Origin of the sequence: Streptomyces sp. NBC_00316, assembly GCF_036158715.1 — a bacterium.
Classification (GTDB): Bacteria; Actinomycetota; Actinomycetes; order Streptomycetales; family Streptomycetaceae; genus Streptomyces.
The window spans coordinates 7,915,992-7,937,139 of sequence record NZ_CP108023.1 but is presented as its reverse complement, the minus strand read 5'-3'; the positions used below and the strand labels follow the sequence as shown (position 1 = coordinate 7,937,139).

General features: G+C 71.1%; 23 protein-coding genes and 2 pseudogenes. 14 read left to right on the top strand and 11 right to left on the bottom strand.

Annotation, left to right across the window (positions count from 1 at the left end; all coding sequences use genetic code 11):
* The first annotated feature begins 1 nt into the window (after position 1).
* Both OG878_RS35350 and OG878_RS35345 read left to right on the top strand, forming a co-directional pair.
* Positions 2-454, top strand: coding sequence for an SRPBCC family protein (locus OG878_RS35350; protein WP_328890541.1), 453 nt, complete (start codon positions 2-4; stop codon positions 452-454).
* 96 nt (positions 455-550) lie between these two features.
* Positions 551-1,030, top strand: coding sequence for an SRPBCC family protein (locus tag OG878_RS35345; protein ID WP_328890540.1), 480 nt, complete (start codon positions 551-553; stop codon positions 1,028-1,030).
* 28 nt (positions 1,031-1,058) lie between these two features.
* On the opposite strand, the gene OG878_RS35340 is transcribed toward OG878_RS35345, so the two are convergent.
* Positions 1,059-2,192, bottom strand: a complete 1,134-nt coding sequence (locus OG878_RS35340) for a PLP-dependent cysteine synthase family protein (RefSeq protein WP_328890539.1) — start codon at positions 2,190-2,192, stop codon at positions 1,059-1,061.
* Between the two features lie 261 nt (positions 2,193-2,453).
* On the opposite strand from OG878_RS35340, the gene OG878_RS35335 reads away from it, so the two are divergent.
* Both OG878_RS35335 and OG878_RS35330 read left to right on the top strand, forming a co-directional pair.
* On the top strand, positions 2,454-2,765 hold the full coding sequence (locus tag OG878_RS35335; RefSeq protein WP_328890538.1) for a hypothetical protein: 312 nt from the start codon (positions 2,454-2,456) through the stop codon (positions 2,763-2,765).
* 243 nt (positions 2,766-3,008) lie between these two features.
* The gene (locus OG878_RS35330; protein ID WP_277324600.1) at positions 3,009-3,530 is read left to right on the top strand and encodes an ATP-binding protein; all 522 of its coding nucleotides are present in this window, start codon (positions 3,009-3,011) and stop codon (positions 3,528-3,530) included.
* A gap of 456 nt (positions 3,531-3,986) precedes the next feature.
* Here OG878_RS35330 and OG878_RS35325 read toward each other — a convergent pair.
* Together OG878_RS35325 and OG878_RS35320 are read right to left on the bottom strand one after the other, a co-directional pair.
* Positions 3,987-4,415, bottom strand: a pseudogene (locus OG878_RS35325) (ATP-binding cassette domain-containing protein); the annotation flags it as partial.
* Entirely contained in the window at positions 4,412-4,702 is a 291-nt protein-coding gene (locus tag OG878_RS35320; RefSeq protein WP_328890537.1) for an SHOCT domain-containing protein, read from the bottom strand. The gene OG878_RS35320 and the pseudogene OG878_RS35325, both read right to left, overlap by 4 nt.
* 217 nt (positions 4,703-4,919) lie before the next feature.
* Here OG878_RS35320 and OG878_RS35315 point away from each other — a divergent pair, with 217 nt between their 5' ends.
* Both OG878_RS35315 and OG878_RS35310 read left to right on the top strand, forming a co-directional pair.
* Positions 4,920-5,489 carry a TetR/AcrR family transcriptional regulator gene (locus OG878_RS35315; RefSeq protein ID WP_328890536.1) on the top strand — a complete coding sequence of 190 codons (570 nt, stop codon included), beginning with the start codon at positions 4,920-4,922 and terminating at the stop codon, positions 5,487-5,489.
* A 37-nt stretch (positions 5,490-5,526) separates the two neighbouring features.
* Positions 5,527-6,107, top strand: a pseudogene (locus tag OG878_RS35310) (DUF4865 family protein).
* Between the two features lie 217 nt (positions 6,108-6,324).
* Here the strand turns inward: OG878_RS35310 and OG878_RS35305 are convergent.
* Positions 6,325-7,539 carry an ROK family protein gene (locus tag OG878_RS35305; RefSeq protein ID WP_328890535.1) on the bottom strand — a complete coding sequence of 405 codons (1,215 nt, stop codon included), beginning with the start codon at positions 7,537-7,539 and terminating at the stop codon, positions 6,325-6,327.
* 220 nt (positions 7,540-7,759) lie between these two features.
* On the opposite strand from OG878_RS35305, the gene OG878_RS35300 reads away from it, so the two are divergent.
* The 3 genes from OG878_RS35300 (at position 7,760) to OG878_RS35290 (ending at position 10,250) form a co-directional block, all read left to right on the top strand.
* Positions 7,760-8,977, top strand: coding sequence for an MFS transporter (locus OG878_RS35300; protein ID WP_328890534.1), 1,218 nt, complete (start codon positions 7,760-7,762; stop codon positions 8,975-8,977).
* A gap of 121 nt (positions 8,978-9,098) precedes the next feature.
* Positions 9,099-9,467, top strand: a complete 369-nt coding sequence (locus OG878_RS35295; protein WP_328890533.1) for an SCO4225 family membrane protein — start codon at positions 9,099-9,101, stop codon at positions 9,465-9,467.
* Between the two features lie 21 nt (positions 9,468-9,488).
* Positions 9,489-10,250 (top strand): maleylpyruvate isomerase family mycothiol-dependent enzyme, encoded by a 762-nt coding sequence (locus OG878_RS35290; protein WP_328890532.1) that lies wholly within the window; start codon positions 9,489-9,491, stop codon positions 10,248-10,250.
* 53 nt (positions 10,251-10,303) lie between these two features.
* Here OG878_RS35290 and OG878_RS35285 read toward each other — a convergent pair whose 3' ends face one another.
* Positions 10,304-10,702, bottom strand: a complete 399-nt coding sequence (locus OG878_RS35285; RefSeq protein WP_328890531.1) for a MarR family winged helix-turn-helix transcriptional regulator — start codon at positions 10,700-10,702, stop codon at positions 10,304-10,306.
* 87 nt (positions 10,703-10,789) lie between these two features.
* Between OG878_RS35285 and OG878_RS35280 the strand changes: the two genes are divergently transcribed.
* Both OG878_RS35280 and OG878_RS35275 read left to right on the top strand, forming a co-directional pair.
* Positions 10,790-12,289, top strand: coding sequence for an MFS transporter (locus OG878_RS35280; protein WP_328890530.1), 1,500 nt, complete (start codon positions 10,790-10,792; stop codon positions 12,287-12,289).
* 101 nt (positions 12,290-12,390) lie between these two features.
* The gene (locus OG878_RS35275) at positions 12,391-12,705 is read left to right on the top strand and encodes a DUF6332 family protein (protein ID WP_328890529.1); all 315 of its coding nucleotides are present in this window, start codon (positions 12,391-12,393) and stop codon (positions 12,703-12,705) included.
* Here the strand turns inward: OG878_RS35275 and OG878_RS35270 are convergent.
* From OG878_RS35270 to OG878_RS35260, 3 genes are all read right to left on the bottom strand, one after another.
* A complete protein-coding gene (locus tag OG878_RS35270) occupies positions 12,666-13,331 on the bottom strand; it encodes a response regulator transcription factor (RefSeq protein WP_328890528.1) in 666 nt (221 codons plus the stop codon). The genes OG878_RS35275 and OG878_RS35270 overlap by 40 nt on opposite strands.
* Positions 13,328-14,695 (bottom strand): sensor histidine kinase, encoded by a 1,368-nt coding sequence (locus OG878_RS35265; RefSeq protein ID WP_443049199.1) that lies wholly within the window; start codon positions 14,693-14,695, stop codon positions 13,328-13,330. Before OG878_RS35265 ends, OG878_RS35270 begins: the two co-directional genes overlap by 4 nt.
* A gap of 116 nt (positions 14,696-14,811) precedes the next feature.
* Positions 14,812-15,543: a TetR/AcrR family transcriptional regulator gene (locus tag OG878_RS35260; RefSeq protein ID WP_328890527.1), complete on the bottom strand. Its 732-nt coding sequence runs from the start codon at positions 15,541-15,543 to the stop codon at positions 14,812-14,814.
* Positions 15,544-15,672: 129 nt separating this feature from the next.
* On the opposite strand from OG878_RS35260, the gene OG878_RS35255 reads away from it, so the two are divergent.
* Positions 15,673-16,122, top strand: coding sequence for a nitroreductase family deazaflavin-dependent oxidoreductase (locus OG878_RS35255; protein WP_328890526.1), 450 nt, complete (start codon positions 15,673-15,675; stop codon positions 16,120-16,122).
* 194 nt (positions 16,123-16,316) lie between these two features.
* On the opposite strand, the gene OG878_RS35250 is transcribed toward OG878_RS35255, so the two are convergent.
* Positions 16,317-17,531, bottom strand: a complete 1,215-nt coding sequence (locus OG878_RS35250) for a geranylgeranyl reductase family protein (protein ID WP_328890525.1) — start codon at positions 17,529-17,531, stop codon at positions 16,317-16,319.
* A gap of 183 nt (positions 17,532-17,714) precedes the next feature.
* On the opposite strand from OG878_RS35250, the gene OG878_RS35245 reads away from it, so the two are divergent.
* Positions 17,715-19,079 carry a dipeptidase gene (locus OG878_RS35245; protein WP_328890524.1) on the top strand — a complete coding sequence of 455 codons (1,365 nt, stop codon included), beginning with the start codon at positions 17,715-17,717 and terminating at the stop codon, positions 19,077-19,079.
* 189 nt (positions 19,080-19,268) lie between these two features.
* On the opposite strand, the gene OG878_RS35240 is transcribed toward OG878_RS35245, so the two are convergent.
* A complete protein-coding gene (locus OG878_RS35240; RefSeq protein ID WP_328890523.1) occupies positions 19,269-20,306 on the bottom strand; it encodes an NUDIX hydrolase in 1,038 nt (345 codons plus the stop codon).
* A gap of 198 nt (positions 20,307-20,504) precedes the next feature.
* Between OG878_RS35240 and OG878_RS35235 the strand changes: the two genes are divergently transcribed.
* Positions 20,505-20,681 carry a hypothetical protein gene (locus tag OG878_RS35235; RefSeq protein ID WP_328890522.1) on the top strand — a complete coding sequence of 59 codons (177 nt, stop codon included), beginning with the start codon at positions 20,505-20,507 and terminating at the stop codon, positions 20,679-20,681.
* 45 nt (positions 20,682-20,726) lie between these two features.
* On the opposite strand, the gene OG878_RS35230 is transcribed toward OG878_RS35235, so the two are convergent.
* Complete coding sequence (locus OG878_RS35230) at positions 20,727-21,134, bottom strand: PPOX class F420-dependent oxidoreductase (RefSeq protein ID WP_328890521.1); 408 nt, start codon at positions 21,132-21,134, stop codon at positions 20,727-20,729.
* Positions 21,135-21,148 lie beyond the last annotated feature (14 nt).

Below are 21,148 nucleotides of genomic sequence, written 5' to 3'. Positions count from 1 at the left end.
TGTGGCCATCTTCCGCATCGAGCGATTCAGCCCCCTGCCCGCCGCCGAGTCCTGGCGGCGGGTGACCGACTGGGCACGGCACGCCGCTCATGTCCCGCTCACCCGGATCAGTGTCCCGGCGGGGCTGCCCAGCGGAATCGGGACCGTCTTCGTGGCCCGCACGGGGCTGGGCCCGCTGGGCTTCGACGATCCGATGGAAGTGGTGCGCTGGACACCGCCCGCGGCCGGCCGGGCCGGGCTCTGCCGGCTGGAGAAGCGCGGATCGGTGGTACTGGGCCGCGCATCGATCGATGTCTACCCGACGGAGTGCGGATCCCATGTGGTGTGGGTGGAGGAGCTCCGCATCCGGCTGCTGCCGCACTGGGGAGATGCGCTGATCTCCGGCGCGGGCCGCCGGGTCTTCGGCCGGGTGCTGGACGGTCTCCTGGACAGCCCGGTGCAGCCGTACCCGTAGCACGTAAGGGTACGGACATCTGACGGCATGACGGCTAAGGTATGGCTCCTCGCGGACGGGGTGCGTCCGTTGCCGATCGCACAGGAGGTGCGTCCCATGGCACGTCGGCTCCGCTCCGTGGATCTCGACTTCGCCCGGGCCGCTCCGCTGCGGCTGGTGTTCACCGCCGAGGTGCCGGCGCCCGCCGAGGCGGTGTACCGGGCACTCGCAGAGGACGTCGAGGGGTGGCCGGGCTGGTTCACCGCGGTGACGTCGGCCCGCCCCACCGCGGCGGGCGCGGGCCGCGAGATCCGGCTCAGGGGCGGCACCGTGTTCCAGGAGACGGTTCTCGCGACCGAGCCGGGCGAGCGGTACGCCTACCGGGTCGACGAGACCAATGCACCTGCCGTGCAAGCACTGTTGGAGGAGTGGCGGCTCACCCTGACCAGGACCGGCACCCGGGTGCAGTGGACCTTCGCCGCCGACGGACCCGCACCGTTCCGGTTCGCCGTGCGACTGATCCGGCCGGCGCTGGGCCGGTCGTTCCGGAACGCGGTGCGCCGGCTCGGCACGCGTCTGGCCGGGGCCCCGGCCTGAGCCGCGTGCCGCAGACGGGGAACGGGCCTCAGCGGGGCCAGTTGCCGGTGGCCAGGAAGTGCTCGATCGTCGCGGCGTACGGAGCGATGTCGAGGCCCTGTTCGGCGAGCCAGCTGTCGGAGTAGTACTTGTCGAGGTAGCGGTCGCCCGGGTCGCAGAGCAGCGTGACGATGCTGCCGGTGCGGCCCTCCTCCACCATTTCGGCGACGAGTTTGAACGCACTCCACAGCCCGGTGCCGGTGGAGCCGCCCGCCTTGCGGCCGGTGGCCTGCTCCAGGGCGCGCACGGTGGCGACCGTGGCGGCGTCGGGGACCTTCATCATCCGGTCGATGGCGCCGGGCACGAAGCTCGGCTCCATCCGGGGGCGGCCGATCCCCTCGATGCGTGAGCCGCAGTCGCTGGTCGCGAGGGCGTTGTGGTGGGTCCAGCCGTCGAAGAAGCAGGAGTTCTCCGGGTCGGGCACGCAGATCCGGGTGTCGTACTGCATGTAGTGCACATAGCGGGCGATGGTCGCGGAAGTGCCGCCGGTCCCGGCGGTGGCGACGATCCAGGTGGGTTCGGGGTAGCGCTCCAGCCGCAACTGCTGGTAGATCGACTCGGCGATGTTGTTGTTCCCGCGCCAGTCGGTGGCCCGCTCCGCGTAGGTGAACTGGTCCATGTAGTGACCGCCGGACTCGGCGGCGAGTCTGGCCGACTCCGCGTACAGCTTCTGGGCGTCGTCGACGAAGTGGCACTGACCGCCGTGGAATTCGATCAGCCGGCACTTCTCGGGGCTGGTGGTGTGCGGCATCACGGCGATGAACGGCACACCGATCAGCTTCGCGAAGTACGCCTCCGAGACGGCCGTCGATCCGCTGGACGCCTCGATCACCGGTTTGCCCGGCCGGATCCAGCCGTTGCAGAGCCCGTAGAGGAAGAGCGAGCGGGCCAGCCGGTGCTTGAGGCTGCCCGTGGGATGCGTCGACTCGTCCTTGAGGTAGAGGTCTATCCCCCAGGCCTCGGGCAGCGGGAAACGCAGCAGATGCGTGTCGGCTGAGCGGTTGGCGTCGGCCTGGACCTTGCGCACGGCCTCCTTCAGCCAGGCCCGGTACTCGGGGTCGGAGCGGTCGATGTCGACGGTCCCCACGACCGCACCGCCGCGCCTGTGCTCACTGGTGTCCATCAGCACGCTCCTGCTCGTCGTCACCTCGATGGCCGAACGGCCGGGCCTTCGGACCGCCCGATTCCGCACCTCAACGATATGCCCCCTACCTGCGCAAACGTTGACTTTGGGGATCCATAGCACTGCCTTGGCCCCAGCGCTCCGGGCGGCCGCCGTTCATCGTGGCGCATATGCGGCATCCGGTCCGGATCCGGTCTGGTGCGCCGGTCGCGGCGCATGCAGACTGGCCGTCGGAAGCGTGACGAAGGGGGCGAAGCAACCATGGCGGAACCGGAGTTCAGTGCGACGGGGGTACGGATCGATCGGTGGGCCCGCTCACTCACGAGGGCCGGGCAGGTCGTCGTCCAGGACGGCCGGGTGGCGTTGCTGACCAGCTACGGCCGGGAGATCGACAGCGCTCCGGTGGGAGCGGTCAGTGCGGGCAGACCGTGGTTCGCCGGTGCGGACGCTGCGGTGGCACGGTTCAACGGGACGCGCTATCGACTGACGATGGAACAGCGCGGGCCGGGCCGCGAGCGACCGTCGCGCCGCTTCCTCGAAGCGCTGCACAGCGCGGGCGCCCGGCTGAGTTGACATCGCGGGGCGGCCTCGCCGCGCCGATTTCGCGGGCCCGGCCGGGCGGGACTGCGGAGCGGCACCGATGGAACACCGTGAGTTGCGGAGCCGTACCCCCTGAGCGACATTGGTCTCACGTCACTCATGGTTCACCGGCGGTGACACTGCGATCCAGTCCGCCGGAACAGGAATCAGGAAGCCGGCCGTCCGCCGACTCCGTTCCGCCGTCTTCTTCCGGACCTATTTCGGGGAGTCGCAGCCGTGATCAGCGAGCCAAGCAGGCACTGCACGGTGGAGCTCCAGGCCCTGCCGTCGCGGATCGGTCAAGTCCGCAGAATCATCGCGGCGCAATTGCGCTACTGGCGTCTGGATCCTCTGATCGACCAGGCAGCGCTCGGCGTCACCGAACTGCTGACCAATGTCCACCGGCATGCACAGCCGGACAAAACGTGCACCGTCGAGATCGAGTTGCTGCTCGACCGGCTGACGGTCTCCGTCCACGACCATGACCCACGGCTGCCCACCGTGTGTGATCCCGACGCGTCCAGCACCTCCGGGCGCGGCCTCGCGCTGATCGCCGCGGTGAGCGAGAGCTGGGGGGTCCGGCCGCGGGGCGGGGCCGGGAAGGTCGTCTGGTTCACGCTGCCGGCGCCTTCACTGTTCGCCGAGCTTCCCCTGCATTCGGTGTACGGAGCAACAACTGACGGGCCGTTCGGCGACGTCGATCCCCCGTCCCTGGAGAAGGTGGCCCACACCGACGCCCGGTCGGCCGCGGTCGGCTGAGGACTGTCCCGTCATCCCTGGCGGGCGCACGACGACAGCTGCGGCACCTCGCTGCGTTGCCGTGACGCCCGAATACGCCCCGTAGGAGGACGCTCCTGCGCCTTGCGATGCACCACATCTGCCGCGCGCTGATCCACCAGGGATGACGGGACAGCCCTCGGGGCCTTTCGTTCGGATCATGCCGGGCGAACGGGGTCCGGCACACACAACTGCCGCGTTGTCGTCGGTCTCCAAATCCCCCGCAGCCATGGAGGCATGGGGGCACTCCCCTCGCATCGCGTCCCTCTCCCGCCACGCAGCTGCACGCACCACGGTGACAGCAGCTCCTCCGCAGCGGGCCCGAGCCGGACGAAGGGCCCTGGACGGAGAGCGGGACGCCTCCGGGCGCCCCGCTCTCCGTCCGGCCCACCTGTCGTCGACGGCCGGCAAGAGGCCCTAATCGGCGGCGATCGCGCGGAGCACGTCCAGGCGTGCCGCACGCCACTCCTCGTCGCCGCGCTCGCCCGCGAGGTCCATGGGGAGGGTGATGTTCTCGGCGACGGTGAGGGTCGGGACGAGGTTGAAGGCCTGGAAGACGAAGCCGATGCGTTGCCGGCGCAACAGGGTGAGCCGGCGGTCGTCGAGCGCACTGAGGTCGGTGTCGCCGATGAACGCGCAGCCGGAGGTGAGGGTGTCGAGTCCGGCGGCGCAGTGCATCAGGGTGGATTTCCCGGAACCGGAGGGCCCCATGATCGCGGTGAAGCGGCCGGCCGGGAAGTCGACGCTCACCCCGTCCAGGGCCCGGACCTCGGGCCCACCCCTGCCGTAGATCTTCACGGCGTCGACGACGCGGGCGGCGGTGACGGCGCCGGTGGACGTGGCCGTGGTGCGGACCGTGGTGGTCATGCGGCACCGCCGCGGCCCGTACGCCCGAACTGCTCGTCCAGGACGGAGAGTCGTCGCCAGTACTCGTCCTCGTCGATCTCGCCCGCGGCGAAGCGGCGGCCGAGCAGGGTGACGGGCGACTGCTCGAAGGGCACATCCGCGGTGCGCTGGCTCCAGGGGCCGCGCCGGCCGCCGCGCCGGGCGGTACGGCGCAGCACGGTGACGACGGCGACGGCGACGGCCGCCCAGATCAGTGGGAAGAGGAGGATCCATGGTCCGGGTCCACCGGCGTGCGCCAGGGTGTTCATCTCGGTCAGCTCCCTCGGTACGGGGTTCGGTTGCTCGGTTGTTCCGTGTGCTGTTCTCTGTCGCTTCCGAGCGTGGCTCCGGGTGGGGGTGCGAGTCGTCGTACGGCCAGCGGCCGTGTGCGTACCCCTGTGGGAGTACGCGGCGTTCGGGCGGCTGCTCCTGTGGGCAGGCCGAGGTCCATGGGTTCTGTACCTACTGGTATGTACACTCCCTCGCATGAGCACTCCGGACCGACTGATCGAGGCCACCCGGGAGCTCCTGTGGGAGCGCGGCTACGTAGGCACGAGCCCCAAGGCCATCCAGCAGCACGCGGGCGCCGGCCAGGGCAGCATGTACCACCACTTCGCGGGCAAACCCGATCTGGCGCTCGCCGCCATCGTGCGCACGGCGGCGGAACTGCGCACCACCGCCGAACAGGTACTGGACGGCCCGGGATCGGCGTACGAACGGATCTCGGCGTACCTCCTGCGCGAGCGCGACGTGCTCCGCGGCTGCCCGGTCGGCCGGCTGACGATGGACCCCGATGTCATCGCCAGCGACCTGCTGCGCGCACCCGTCGACGAGACGATCGGCTGGCTGCGCGGACGACTCGGCGAGGTCGTCCAGCAGGGCCTGGACCAGGGCGAGTTCGACCGCTCGGTCAACCCTGACGAGATCGCGGCGACGGTGCTCGCGACGGTACAGGGCGGTTATGTGCTGGCCCGCGCCTCGGGCTCACCGGCGGCCTTCGACGCCGGCGTCAGGGGCCTGCTCGCGCTGCTCGCCCCGCGCACCGGCTCCGCCTGACCCCTGCCATGCACCACTACGGCCCGAGGAGTACGCGATGCATGCCATGCAGTACGAGATCACCCTTCCCGCCGATTACGACATGGGATCATCCGCACCCGGGTCGCCACCAAGGGCCACTTCCTCGACACCTTCCCGGGCCTGGGGATCAAGGCGTACCTGGCGCGCGAGCACGGTGCGTACTCACCGGTCAACCAGTACGCGCCGCTGTACCTGTGGACGGCCCCCGAGGGCATGAACGCCTTTCTCCGGGGGCCCGGATTCCAGGGCGTCGTCGATGACTTCGGCCGTCCCGAGGTGCAGCACCGGACCGGCCTGTCGTACACGGAGGGCCCCGCGTCGGGCGCACTCCCCCGCACGGCGACCCGCCGCCGCACGCCGATCCCGGCCTCGGCCGCCCCGGCGGACGCGGTCGAGGCCGCACTGGAGGAGAGCGGGGCGCTGGCGAGGACCCCCGGCGCGGTCGCCACGGCGCTGGCCGTCGACCCCCGCCACTGGGAACTGCTCCACTTCACGCTCTGGGCGCACGACGCGCCCGAGACGCCCGGCGACCGCTACGAGGTGTTGCGTCTGTGCATGCCGGAGCGCGGGAAGCTCGGGGAGCGCAGGCAGTGGTAGCCACGGTCCGTACGGTCCTCGGCTCGAACACACCCTGGGAAGGCGACAGTTGGACGCGATACTGATCGAGAACCCGGCGCGGGCTTTCGTTTTCGGGCCGACGCCCTGATCCTGCCGCCGATGGGCGAGCTCGCGTCGCGGAACTGCCGCTATGCGGGCTCGGCGGCCGTGGAGCAGCGGCACGAGGGATGTCCTGCCGACGCTCCACGGCACTTGTTCAGGCCAGTGCGCCCAGCGGGTCGTCGAGAACCGGCTGCCAGGCCAGCTCGGCTGCGCCGACCAGGCTGTTGTGATCGAGCGTGCACGGCAGGATCGGCACACTGCCGCTGCGCCCCCACAGGCTGCGGTCGGCGACGACGGCGCGCAGCCGGTCCGGGGCGGCGTCGAGCAGTGCGCGGTGCAGTCCGCCGAGGATGATGCGGTCCGGGTTGAGGATGTTGACGAGTCCGGCCAGTCCCAGGCCGAGCCGGTCGATGAGCTCCTCGGCCGCGGCCCGTACGGCCGGGTCCTCGTACTCCGTACGCAGCAGGTCGCTCGACTGCTTGAGCAGGGATTCCTCCGGCCCCGGGGTGCGGCGGGCGGCGGTCAGGAAGGCGAGCGGGTCGGTCTCGACGTCGAGGCAGCCGCGTCCGCCGCAGTGGCAGGGGCGTCCTTCGGGGTTCACGGTGAGATGGCCGACCTCGAGGGCCAGTCCCGAACTTCCGGTGTGCAGACGCCCGTCGAGCACGAGGGCACCGCCGACGCCGCGGTGGCCGGTGGCCACACAGAGCAGATGCTGGGCTCCGCGGCCGGCGCCGTGGCGGTGCTCGGCGAGCGCGGCGAGGTTGACGTCGTTGCCGGTGAACGCGGGGCCGGAGATGCCCGCTTCACGTACACACGTGGCGAAGATCTCACGGACCTGGGCGCCTGCCGGCCAGGCGATGTGCAGCGGGTTGAGCGCGGTGCCCTCCGGTTCGGCCACGGCGGAGGGGACGGCGAGACCCGCGCCGACGCAGCGCAGTCCGCTGTCGCGCAGCAACCGGGCGCAGGCATCGACGACTTCGCCCACCACCTGCGCCGGGTCCGAGGTGACCGTGACGCAGCCGGGGTCGGTGGCAACGAGCCGGCCGCCGAGACCCACCAGTGCGGCACGGAACCCGTCGGCATGCACCTGCGCGGCGATGGCGACCGGGCCGGACTCCCGAATGGCCAGCCGGTGGGAGGGGCGGCCCTGCGAGCCCGCCGCGGAACCGGGGCTGGAGTCGACGCGGATGAGGCCGAGCGCCTCAAGTTCCGCGGCGACCGCACCGGCGGTCGCGCGGGTGACGCCGAGCTCGGAGGTGAGCACGGCGCGCGTGGGTGCGCGCCCTGTGTGGACCAGTTCCAGCGCGGGCCCGAGCGCGCTCCGGCCCCTCTCCAGCTTCGTCCGGGTGGTGGTCGCCTTGCCGTTCATGGGGGCGAGTCTCCCATGATCCTGAGCGACTGCCGACGCCCCGGTGGCGGGCTCCTGCCTGCTTCCGGCCACGGCGGACGGCCCCGCGGCCCATGGTGATCGCCTCGTGCGCCCACCGCGGTCGCCCCTTCCGGTCATTACCGTCACCCCTGTGCGGTCATGGCATCCACGGTGTCCGGCCGTCTTGCATCCGTCGCCCGGAGGCCCCTATGCTTCTTTTGTGCCGCAACTAAACAAACTGCGGACGGCCCAGTCGGGGGGACCAGACGGAGACACCGTCCCACCCTCGTCGGCCCGCCTCCGTACCGCGCTGACCGTGTTCTTCGCCCTCGACGGGTTCCTCTTCGCCGGCTGGGTGGTCCGCATCCCGGCCATCAAGCACCAGACCGGCGCCTCCGCCTCCACGCTCGGCCTCGCACTGCTGGGCGTCTCCGCCGGGGCGGTCATCACCATGATGCTCGCCGGGGGGCTCTGCCGACGGTTCGGCAGCCACCCCGTGACCGTGGTCTGCGGGGTGCTGCTCTCACTGGCCATCGCCCTGCCCGCACAGACGCATTCGGCGCTCTCGCTCGGTCTCGTCCTGCTGGTCTTCGGCTCCGCGTACGGCGCGATGAACGTCGCGATGAACAGCGCCGCGGTCGACATGGTCGCGGGCCTGCGGCGTCCCGTGATGCCCAGCTTCCACGCCGCGTTCAGCCTCGGTGGCATGCTCGGCGCCGGCCTCGGCGGACTGGTCGCCGGCGGGCTCTCCCCCGCCACCCATCTCCTCGTCCTCACCGGGGTCGGACTGCTCGTCACCGCCGCCGCCGGACCGACCCTGCTGCGGCACCGGGCTCCGCGAACCGTGTCCGTGGCCGACCGCACCGAGCAGCCACGCCGGATGACCGGACGCACCCGCAACGTGGTGCTGCTGTTCGGCGTGATCGCACTCTGCACCGCGTACGGGGAAGGCGCCCTGGCCGACTGGAGCGCTCTCCACCTGGAGCAGGACCTGCACGCACGCCCGGGCATCGCCGCCGCCGGATACTCCCTGTTCGCCCTGGCCATGACCGCGGGCCGGCTCACCGGCACCGCACTGCTGGAACGCCTCGGGCAGACCCGCACGCTCGTGGTGGGCGGCGCGACGGGCGCGGCCGGAATGCTCCTCGGGTCGCTCGCGCCGACGGCCTGGCTGGCCCTTCTCGGCTTCGCCGTCGCCGGACTCGGCCTGGCGAACATCTTCCCCGTCTCGGTCGGCCGGGCCGGCGAGCTGGCCGGCCCGAGCGGAGTGGCCGCGGCCTCGACGATCGGCTACGGCGGGTTGCTGCTCGGGCCGCCCGTGATCGGGTTCCTGGCCGACTGGGTCTCGCTGCCGTTGGCCCTCACGACGGTGGCGGTGCTCGCCGGTGCTGCGGCGGCGCTGGGGTACGCGGCACGCCATGCGACGGCCCGCGCCTGATCGCCGTACGCACGAGAGACCTCCGCCGCACGCAGGCCCGCCCGATTGAGTAGGCGTACTCAGGCAGGACCGGCTCCCCGGCCGCACGATGGAGGCATCGACCGTCTACGGGGAGCAGGCCATGGACAAGCCGGTCATGAACAAGCAGCACCTCCGCACGCTCGCACGGCTGACCTTCGGCAATGCCGCCTCGCTGACGTACCTCGGGGTGGTGCTGGCGACAGCGGTGTTCGTCGCCGTGGACACCCTGTTCGTCCCGCACGAGGACGCCTCGTTCGCGGGCGTCTGGCTGTTCCTGCTCGCGGCGCCGACGGTGTTCGTGTTCTTCGTCGGCAGCGAGCTGTGGGGAACGGACGCCGCCGGACCGGCCTGGTTCATATATCTCGCTCTCGTCGTGTCCGTCCTCGTGCAGGCGCTCACCCTCGGCTGGTTCGTACGGCTGGTGCGCGGCGGGGGACGGTCCCGTACCGCCCGCCCTCAGGGCGTCTGAGCCACTGGCACAATCTGCGCCATGGAGACCATGGACCACATCAAGTCCCTCACGGACTCAGGACACTTGCTGACCGACGCGGCGGAACAGGCCGGGCCCGGCGCGTCGGTGCCGACGTGTCCGGGCTGGCAGGTACGCGACCTGCTCCGGCACACCGGCATGGTGCACCGCTGGGCCGCCGCGTACGTCACCGAAGGCCACACCTCGTACCATCCCGACGGCGGGGAACCCGACCTGGACGGCGGGGAGTTGCTCGACTGGTTCCGCGAGGGACACGGTCTGCTGGTGAACGCACTGGCGAGCGCCCCGGCGGACCTGGAGTGCTGGGCCTTTCTGCCCGCGCCCTCCCCGCTGGCGTTCTGGGCACGCCGGCAGGCCCACGAGACGACGATTCACCGGGTGGACGCCGAATCCGCGCGTGGCGGTCCGCTCTCGCCTGTGGCGCCCGGGCAGGCCCTGGACGGGATCGACGAGCTGCTGCTCGGCTTCCACGCCCGCCCGAAGAGCAAGGTGCGCACCGATGCACCACGCACGCTACGGGTGCGCGCCACGGACACGGGCGACGCATGGACCGTACGGCTCTCGCCCGAGCCGCCGCAGGCCGTACACGAGCCGGCGGCCGACTCGCACCGACCGGGATCCGTCGACTGCGAATTGAGCGGGACGGCCGAGGGGCTCTATCTCACACTCTGGAACAGGCTGCCGCTCACCGCGGTCACCGTGACAGGTGACCGGGGACTCGCCCGCCTGTGGTGCGAGAACTCCGGGGTCACCTGGTCCTGACGGACACATGGGAGCGACGGCCGGGTGGCCCCCGGCCGCGTTCCGGACCGCAGTCAGCCGGTTGCGCCGTCCAGCATCCGGGCCAGCACCGACCGCTGCAACGGCTTCACCTCGGCATGGCGCGCACGGCCCTTCGCCGTCAGCTCGACCTGGACGCCGCGCCGGTCCTCACTGCACATCCCGCGGCGCACGAGGTCGTCCTTCTCCAGCCGGGCGATCAGCCGCGACAGCGCACTCTGGCTCAGATGGACCCGGGAGGCCAGTTCCTGTACGCGGCAGGCGGCGCCGTCCTCCGACGCGCCTTCGGCCAGGACGTCGAGCACCTCGAAGTCGCTGGCGCCGAGGCCGTGCCGATGCAGCTCGCGATCGAGCTCGCAGAGCGTCCTGGCGTGCAGCGCAAGGATGTCCCGCCACTCTTCCACGAGCACCCGCTCGGGCTTGTTCGCTGCCATATCCGCACGTTAGCAGAGATGAGGCCGTTTGTTGCATCGGAATTAAATGCACTTGCACTCAATGCATGTGCATGTATCTTCTTGCTCATGACCACTCCGCTCAACGGCCCCGATTCCCCTGCCCGATGGAGCCCGCGCCTGTGGGGCACGCTGCTCGTGCTCTGCGCCGCGATGTTCCTGGACGCCCTCGACGTCTCCATGGTCGGCGTCGCCCTGCCGTCCATCGCCGAAGATCTCGATCTGACCACTTCGACCCTGCAGTGGATCGTCAGCGGATACATCCTCGGCTACGGCGGACTGCTGCTCCTCGGCGGCCGCGCCGCCGATCTGCTCGGCCGGCGCCGGGTCTTCCTCATCGCACTCGGCGTCTTCGCCCTCGCCTCGCTGCTCGGCGGATTCGTCGACTCCGGCCCCCTCCTGATCGCCAGCCGCTTCATCAAGGGACTGAGCGCCGCGTTCACCGCGCCGGCCGGGCTCTCGATCATCACCACGACCTTCAAGGAGGGCCCGCAGCGCAACCGCGCCCTGTCCATCTACACCACCTGCGCGGCCACCGGCTTCTCCATGGGCCTGGTCCTGTCGGGTCTGCTCACCCAGCTCTCCTGGCGCTGGACGATGCTGCTGCCCGCCCCCATCGCACTGATCGCCCTCGTCGCAGGGCTGCGGCTGATCCCGCACAGCGAGCGCGAGAACACCCACCGCGGATACGACCTGCCGGGCGCCGTCACCGGCACGGCCTCCATGCTGCTGCTGGTGTTCACCGTCGTCCAGGCCCCGGAGGCCGGCTGGGCCTCCGCCCGCACCCTGCTGTCCTTCCTCGCCGTCGCCGTACTCCTCACCGCCTTCGTCACCATCGAGCGGCGCACCGCGAACCCGCTGGTCCGGCTCGGAGTGCTGCGCTCGGGCAGCCAGATCAGGGCGCAATTGGGCGCCGCAGCGTTCTTCGGGAGCTACGTCGGCTTCCAGTTCCTGGTCACGCAGTACATGCAGTCGCTGCTCGACTGGTCGGCCCTGCAGACGGCACTGGCCTTCCTGCCCGCGGGTGTGCTGGTCGCCCTGTCGTCGACGAAGATCGGCGACGTGGTGGACCGGTTCGGGACGCCGCGTGTGATCGCGGCCGGCTTCACCTTCCTCGTCGTCGGCTACGCGCTCTTCCTGCGGATCACCCTCACTCCGTCGTACGCAGCGGTCATCCTCCCGTCGATGCTGCTGCTGGGCGCGGCCTGCGCACTGACCTTCCCGTCCCTCAACATCCAGGCCACCAATGGCGTCGACGACGACGAGCAGGGCATGGTGTCGGGCCTGCTGAACACGTCCATCCAGGTCGGCGGAGCGATCTTCCTGGCCGTCGTCACCGCGGTGATCACCGCGCACGGCAGCGGGGACGGCTCCCCGCAGGCGGTCCTCGACAGCTACCGGCCCGGTCTCGTGGTCGTGACGGTGATCGCGTTCGGCGGGCTGCTGATCACCCTGACCGGGCTGCGCCGCCGCAGGACCGTGGGGCACTCCGTGCTGGTCGCGTCGTCCGCGGGCGACCGGGCGGCCGCCGAGGCGGCAGCCGTTGAGAAGGTGACGGTCCGGGACTGACCGGCCGGTCCGCCGCCCCGCCGACCGAACGGCAGAGGGAACGGGCGGTGGGCCGCGGGGCGTCCTTGCCCGCGGCCCACCGACCCTGTGACACTTCGGGCATGGGGCGACGAAGCCAGGAAGACCGGGACGCAATGACCGTCGAGATCGGCTTCGCCCTGGTCAGCGGCGCCGTTCTGGCCGCGGCCGCGTTCGTTGCCATCGGCGCGACCTCCGTGTACCTCGATCTGTCGCGCGCGGCAGAGCACGTGGTGTTCATGAGCGGAGCCGTTGTCGCGGCCCTCGTCTTCGTCGCCCGCCTCGTCGACGTGTTGTGGGGATTCCCCCGTCGGGGGAGCCGTCGCCCGGTGGCCCCGCTCCGCCCGCAGGATCCGCCTCAGCCGAGCCAGCCGGGGCGTACGAGCCCCGACTCGTAGGCGAGCACGACGAGTTGGGCCCGGTCGCGGGCGCCGAGTTTCACCATGGTGCGGCTGACGTGGGTCTTCGCGGTGAGCGGGCTGACGACGAGCCTGCGGGCGATCTCCTCGTTGGAGAGCCCGATGCCGACCAGCGCCATCACTTCCCTCTCCCGTTCGGTGAGTTCGCTCAGCTCCGTGGCAGCCGCGGGCTCCTTGGAGCGGGCCGCGAACTCCGCGATCAGCCGCCGGGTCACTCCTGGCGAGAGCAGGGCGTCGCCGCCCACCACGGCCCGCACCGCCCGCAGCAGTTCCTCCGGCTCGGTGTCCTTGACCAGAAAGCCGGAGGCCCCGGAACGGATCGCCTCGAAAACGTATTCGTCGAGCTCGAAGGTGGTGAGCATGACCACCTTGACGTCGTTCAGCTCCGGATCCCCGGTGATGGTGCGGGTGGCGGCCAGGCCGTCGAGATGTGGCATCCGGATGTCCATGAGCACGGTGTCCGGCCGAAGTTCGCGCACCAGACGTACGGCCTCCTCACCGTCGGCGGCCTCCCCCGCCACCTCGATGTCCGGCTGGGCGTCCAGCAGGGCGCGGAAGCCGGCCCGGACCAGAAGCTGGTCATCGGCGAGCAGTACGCGAATCACGGTGCCTCCTCCTTCGTGTCCTGCACAGTGTCCTCCGTCGCGTCCTGCGCGGTGCCTTCCCGTGACTGCGGGTGCAGAGGGAGTTCGGCCCGCACCCGGAAGCCGCCGTCGGGCCGGGGGCCCGCCTCGATCGTGCCGCCCAGCGCGGCGGCCCGCTCCCGCATGCCGGCCAGTCCGTTGCCGCTGCCTCCGGCCTCGCTGCCGGTGGCGGGTCCGTCGTCGTCGATACGGAGCCGGATCCGGCCGGTCCCGTATCCGATCCGGACGCGTGCGCTGCGCGAGCCCGAATGCCGCACCACATTCGTGAGCGCCTCCTGCACGATCCGGAAGGCCGCCAGATCCGTACCGGGCGGGACGGCATTCCGTATGCCGTCCGTCTCCAGCGTGACGGTCAGTCCGGCGCTCGACGCCTGGTCGACCAGTTCGGGCAGCCGGTCGAGACCGGGTGCCGGGGCCCTGGGGGCGTCACCGGGGGTACGGAGCGTGTCGAGGACCTGACGGACCTCGCCCAGCGCCTCCTTGCTCGCGGCCTTGATCGTGGTGAGGGCCGTGCGCGCCTGCTCGGGGTCGGTGTCGAGGAGCGCAAGTCCGACACCCGCCTGGACATTGATGACGGAGATGCTGTGGGCGAGCACGTCATGGAGCTCCCGGGCCATCCGCAGCCGTTCCTCGTCGGCCCGCCGCTTCTCCGCGGCCTCCCGTTCGGCACGCTGCGCCGCCCATTGTTCGCGGCGCACCCGCACGAACTCCGCTGCCGCGACGATCGCCACCACCCAGGCGGCGACGCCCAGTTCCTGCCCCCAGGGCGCGGCCGAGTCGCCGCTCGGCGGCAGCCAGGGGTAGAGCCAGTGCGCTACCAGCAGATGGCCCACCCACACCATTCCCACTGCTGCCCACGCGGCTCTCCGGTGCCCCGCGACGACGGCACTGAAGCAACCGACTGCGACGGCCAGGAAGACCGGACCGTACGGATAGCCGGCGCCGAGATAGACCATGGCCGCGGCCGAGGAGACGAACACCGCCAGGACGGGCCGGCGGTGGCGCAGCAGCAGCACGGCAACGGCGATGAAGAGCAGGATCCGGGCGAAGAGGTCCAGCGGAGCACGCTCGTCGAGCTGCCCACGGGCCGCGAGGGACGAGCCGACCATGACGAATGCGCCCAGCAGAAGGGTGGACGGCCACGGCAGGCGGGCGGACGACCGCCCGCGCATGCCCACCAGCCTGCCCAGCGGTCCGGCGTGCTCGAACGGCCCGCGGGGCTCCCCGGGTCCGCCGGGGCCCGCGTGCGCCCAGGGCCTCCGCGGCGACGGTCCGCCCTGCTCCCGGGAGGGGACGCCGCTTCCGTGTGAGCGCTGCTCTTCCATACCGGCAACGCTAGACCGCAGGCCCCGGCGGCGGCGTCAGCCGGGCGAGGTGATCACGCATACTCCCGGCGGAGTACCTCGCCGCCGCCGGCGGCCGTCCTGTCCGTACGGCCGGCTCAGGCGCCGGCCGTACGCACGGGTCGGCCGCCGAGGAGACCCACGTGCCGTGCCAGATCGCCGACCGCCCGCCGGAAGAAGTCCTCCCGGGCCTCGACGATCCGGTGGAACTGCCCGAAAATCTCGAAGGAGATCAGCCCGAAGAGCTGCGACCAGGCGGCCACCAGGGGAACCACGGCCGCCGGAGGAAGGTCGGGGGCGAAGTCGGCGGCCATCCGCTCGCCCTCCGGGCGCAGCTCGGCGGGGAGCGGCGGCAGGGCGAGGCCGTCCGTGCGGTGGGCATCGCCGACGATCTCGATGAGGGCCAGGCCGACGCGGGAGGCGGGGCCGATCGTCGCCTCGGGTGCGGTGTAACCGGGCACCGGTGAACCGTAGATCAGGCCGTACTCATGGGGGTGGGCCAGGGCCCAGTCGCGGACGGCACAGGCGACCGCGGTCCAGCGGGCGAGATGCGGAGCGGGTCCGGGCGGGCCGGCGCACGCGGTGCGGTCGGCGGCCTCGGCGGCCTCGCCCACGGCGTCGTACGCATCCACGATCAGGGCGGTGAGCAGCTCGTCACGGCTGGGGAAGTAGCGGTAGAGCGCGGACGACACCATGCCCAGTTCACGGGCGACGGCGCGCAGCGAAAGTCTCGCGGCGCCATCGGCTGCGAGCTGCTTTCTCGCCTCGTCCTTGATCGCGGCGGTGACTTCGATACGGGCCCGTTCCCTGGCTCCTCGGATGGTGCTCATGGAGTTCAGTCTGCCACGAAATTGGAGCACCGACCAATAACCAGAGCAGTGCTCTTGCTTTTGAACACCGAACACATGCACACTGATCTCAAGCGAGAGCAGCGCTCACACTTTCCAAAGGGGAGTCTCATGTCCGTGCACGTTCAGAAGCCCGGCTGGTTCACGGTCAACGTCTTCAACCGCACCGTCGCCTGGATCACCCGGCGCGGCATCAGCGTCTGGGGCTCCCGGGTCCTGGCGGTCCGCGGCCGCAAGAGCGGCGAGTGGCGCCGCACCCCGGTGAACCTCCTGACCGTGGACGGGCAGCAGTACCTTGTCGCGCCCCGTGGCCATGTCCAGTGGACGCACAACATGCGCGCCGCCGGCGGTGGCGAGCTCCACCTCGGCAAGAAGGTCGACGCCTTCACCGCCGCCGAGGTTCCCGACGACGAGAAGCCCGAGCTGCTTCGCGCCTACCTCAAGCGCTGGAAGGCGGAGGTCGGCGTCTTCTTCGGAGGCGTCGGCCCGGACTCGTCCGCCGAGGAACTGCGCCGCATCGCCCCCGACCACCCGGTCTTCCGCATCACGCTCAAGGCCTGAAGGACCGGTACACCCGCAGCCGGCCGTCAGAACCCGCCGGACCACCGGCTCGCCACCGACGGCCCGGCCATCCGGCCCGACCTGCTGCCCCGGCCCCGTCCGGCCCTTCGGTCCCGCCCGCCGTCCGTCGCCGGCCGGCCGGCGTCCGCCGTCGTGCGGCGTGCGGCGTGCGGCGTGCGGCGTGCGGCGTGCGGTTAACGGTCCATCGCCGACAGGGCCCGCTGCGCCAGCGGATGCGTACGGACCAGCTCGGCCAGCGACGTCGTCCCCCGGGTGATCCCGGCGAACGCCTTCCAGGCCGGGCGGAATCCGGTCAGCACCGCGTGCAGAAGGCCCGGGCGGCGTTCGAACAGCTTCAGCATGCGCCGCCCGACGCCCATCTCGACGCCCAGACCCGCCTTGATGGCGAAGGCGTAGTTGAGCGCCTGGCGGCGGGCGTCCACCGCGTCGTGCGACTCCGCGACACGGACCGCCCACTCACCGGCGAGCCGCCCGGAGCGCAGCGCGAACGAGATGCCCTCGCGGGTCCACGGCTCCAGCAGGCCCGCCGCGTCGCCACAGACGAGCACCCGCCCGCGCGAGAGCGGCGAATCGTCGCTGCGGCAGCGCGTGAGGTGACCGGAGGAGATCGTCGGCTCGAATCCGGCGAGACCGAGCCTGGCGATGAAGTCCTCGAGATACCGCTTGGTCCCTGCGCCGTCACCGCGTGCGGAGATCACGCCGACGGTCAGGGTGTCGCCCTTCGGGAACACCCAGCCGTAACTGCCGGGCAACGGACCCCAGTCGATCAGCACCCGGCCCGCCCAGTCCTCGGCAACCGTGGCCGGCACCGGGATCTCCGACTCCAAGCCGAGGTCCACCTGGTCGAGCTTCACCCCGACATGAGCGCCTATCCGGCCGGCACTGCCGTCGGCGCCGACGACCGCACGGGCAAGGACGGTCTCGCCGCCGGACAGCACCACGGCGACCGTGCGCCGGTCGGGGACCGCGGCGCCGTGCTGCTCGACCCGCGTCACCGTCACTCCGGTGCGCAGTTCGGCGCCCGCCTTCTGCGCCTGCTCCACCAGGCCCGCGTCGAACTCGGGCCGGTTGATGAGCCCGAAGAGCATCCGCTTGGACCGGCGGGTCCGCGCCAGCCTTCCGTTGAGCGAGAACGTCACCGCGTGGATCCGGTCCTGCAACGGCAGTTCGAATCCGGGTGGCAGCGCATCACGGGAGTACCCGATGATGCCGCCGCCGCAGGTCTTGTACCGGGGCAGTTCCGCCTTCTCCAGCAGCAGTACCCGTCGGCCGGCAACTGCGGCCGCGTATGCCGCGGAGGCTCCGGCCGGTCCGGCGCCGACTACGACGACATCCCACACCGACGACTCTTCCAGCTCACGTCCGGCGTCTGCGTTCTCGCTGCTCACGATGTGCTTCTGCTCCCGATCCCGACCAGTGGCCCACACTGCTCACGGCATCCTACGGCGCGTTGCGGCCGCGCCTCGCTGTGGGAGGATCGACCACGCCTTCGCCATACATGCAACGCCGCATCCACGGCGTTCGTGAGACGGATTCGTACACATAACGTCGCACCCACGAGGAGCGTACCCATGACCGCCCATCCGATTTCCGAGACCGTCGCCTCGCTGATGCCCCGTGCCCAGGCGGAGCTGGCCGAGCTGGTGGCCTTCCAGTCGGTGGCGGATCCCGCGCAGTTCCCGAAGAGCGAGTGCGAGGCGGCCGCCAACTGGGTCGCCGACGCACTGCGCGCCGAGGACTTCCAGGACGTCGCCCTGCTCGACACCCCCGACGGCACGCAGTCGGTCTACGGCTTCCTGCCCGGCCCGGCGGGCGCCCCGACCGTGCTGCTGTACGCGCACTACGACGTGCAGCCGCCGCTCGACGAGTCCGCCTGGCTCTCCCCTCCGTTCGAGCTGACGGAGCGTGACGGCCGGTGGTTCGGCCGCGGCGCGGCGGACTGCAAGGGCGGGTTCATCATGCACCTCCTCGCCCTGCGCGCGCTGAAGGCGAACGGCGGCGTCCCGGTCTCCGTCAAGGTGATCGCCGAGGGCTCGGAGGAGCAGGGCACCGGCGGTCTGGAGCGGTACGCGGAGGCGCACCCCGAACTGCTGGCCGCCGACACGATCGTCATCGGCGACACGGGCAACTTCCGCGTCGGCCTGCCGACGGTCACCTCGACGCTGCGCGGGATGACGATGCTCCGGGTCACGCTCGACACCCTCGAAGGCAACCTGCACTCCGGGCAGTTCGGCGGCGCCGCGCCCGACGCGCTGGCCGCGATGATCCAGCTGCTCGCGTCGCTGCGCGCCGAGGACGGCACCACGACGGTCGACGGGCTCACCACGGATGCCGAGTGGGAGGGGCTGCAGTACCCGGAGAACGAGTTCCGCAAGGATGCGAAGGTCCTCGACGGTGTAGAGCTGATCGGCACGGGCACGGTCGCCGACCGCATCTGGGCCCGGCCCGCCGTCACCGTCATCGGCATCGACTGCCCGCCGGTGGTCGGCGCGACGCCGTCGCTGCAGGCGACCGCACGGGCGCAGATCAGCCTGCGGGTGCCGCCGGGCCAGGACGCCGCCGAGGCGACGAAGCTGCTCACCGCCCATCTCAAGGCGCATGCCCCGTGGGGCGCGCGGGTGGCCGTCGAGCAGGTGGGACAGGGCCAGGCGTTCCGTGCGGACACCTCCAGCCCTGCGTACACGTCGATGGCTCAGGCGATGGAGGCCGCCTACCCCGGCGAGAAGATGCAGTCGTCCGGCATGGGCGGCTCGATCCCACTCTGCAACACCCTCGCGGCGCTCTACCCGGAGGCGGAGATCCTGCTGATCGGGCTGAGCGAGCCGGAGGCCCAGATCCACGCCGTGAACGAGAGCGTGTCGCCCGAGGAGCTGGAGCGGCTGTCGATCGCCGAGGCGCTGTTCCTGCAGAACTACGCGGAGTCCAAGCGGGCCTGATCCCGCATTGCGCGCTCCGGGGCCGGGGTTCGCACTGCGGGGGTTCACCCGGAGCGAGGATCCGTGCGGCGGACGGCCGTGGTTGCACACGTTCGCCGCACGGAACCGTAGAGGTGCCCCCTCAACTGCGCATGTTCCGCTTCCCCGTCGGCCAGGCGCACCGTCGACGCGACGGCGGTGCCTCGGGCGTCACCCGACCGGGACTCCGGCTTCCAGGTTGAGCACGGTTGACCGCTCGCGGGCCCGCAGCGCCCAGCGGAGCCGCTCGTACCGGACCGGCGGAAGCATCGTGGCGGCCTCCGCCTCGGTGACGAACCGCCAGCCGCGCAGTTCGGATCCGGGCAGCAGTAGCCGTTCCGCGTCGTCGCAGCGCAGCAGACCGCCGTCGAAGAGCAACCGCAGACCTCCGTATCCGGGCGGGTTCGGCGGCTCCCAGTCGACGACGAGGAGTTTCGGGATCCGGTCGAGGTGTATCCCGATCTCCTCGGCCACTTCCCGGATCCCGGCCTGCGCCGGCGCCTCGCCGGGCTCCACGACTCCCCCGGGGAACTCCCAGCCGGGCTTGTACGTGGGGTCCACGAGCAGCACCCGGTCGTGCTCGTCGAAGAGCAGCACCCCGGCCGCGAGGGTCTCGGCGGTCGGTTCGGGCGTCTGCACGATCTCACACGCGCCGGCCGCTCCGGTGCGCACGGCCTCGGCAATGCGCTCGGCCGTCTCCTGCGGAGTCAGTGTGCTGGTGTCGATGGTGTGGGCGTCCGCGGTGATCCAGTCGAGAGCCGTCCGGTAGGGCTCGATGTGTTCGTAGGCCCACTGCCGTACGCGTGCACTCGCTTCCGGGTCGTCCGGCACGTCTTCACGACCCGCTATCCGCCGCCGCAGGATCGTTTCCTCAGGTGAGAGCAGCACATGACGCACCGGTATGCGCCGGGAAGCGAGCCCCCCGAATATCTCGTCGCGGTACTCCTGGCGCAGCAACGTCATGGGCACCACGAGCACCCCGGGCAGCTCTGCGAGCAGAGCGGCCGCGGTGTCCACCACCATCCGCCGCCAGATCGGAAGATCCTGGTAGTCGGTCACCTCGGCCAGTCTCTTCTGAGGCAACAGGTACCGCAGCGCCCCACCGGTCAGTTCGGGGTCGTAGAAGGTGCTGTTCGGGATCAGATCGATCAGTTCGCGCGCGGCGCTCGTCTTGCCCGCGCTGAACGCACCGTTGATCCAGACGATCACGGTTCCCCCTCTTCCGTAGCCCTCTGTGGCTTGCCCGTAACACCCTGCCGCGGAAACCCGGCTGTGGCGATCCTGTTGCACGAAAGGAACCGCCGGAGGCCCTCAGCGGGCGTCCCACTGTACGAGTCCAGGCCTCGGCCCGGCCGTAACGGCGGCGGCGGGAGGTCGTTGGAGCCGTCGAGGGCAAGGGGGTACATCGTGCGGCGCACGGTATTGGAGCGGTTTCCGGCGGGCGGTCCGCGGGGCAGCTGGCCTGCGGAGGAGTTCGCGGCAGCACGCCGCGGCGAGGGTGTGGCGGCCGAAGTCGTGATGGACCTGGAGGAGGACGCGTTCCTGGTGGTCGTACCACAGCAGTCGGCGGACCGGACTCACTGATCCGGCCCCACCGATGCGGTCGGCAGGGCCGGATGTGTCGTGGTGTCAGAGCCTGCCCGCGACCTTGACGGGCGTGACACGCACGACCACCCGCTGGCCGTCGTCCTTCGAGGCCGGGTTGAACGTGGCGTAGTCCTGACCGGTGTACTTGTGCGCCAGTTCGTTCAGCAGCTCGTGCGTGCTGTCGGGTGTGACGGTGGCGGTGCCGCGGATCTCGGCATACGTGTACGGATTGTCGGGCGGACTGATCAGCAGCGTGACGCGCGGTTCGCGGGCGGCGTTCTTCCCCTGCAGCCGGTCCACGGTCGTGGAGAACAGCAGGTCGTCACCGTCGCGCGTGATCCAGACGACGGTCAGGTGCGGCTGCCCGTCCGGCGAGAGAGTGGCCACGGTGGCGAATGCCTTCGAGTTGTCGAGGTACTTCCTGAGTTCGTCGGAGAGTTCGGCTGCCACGGTCGGAGTCCTTC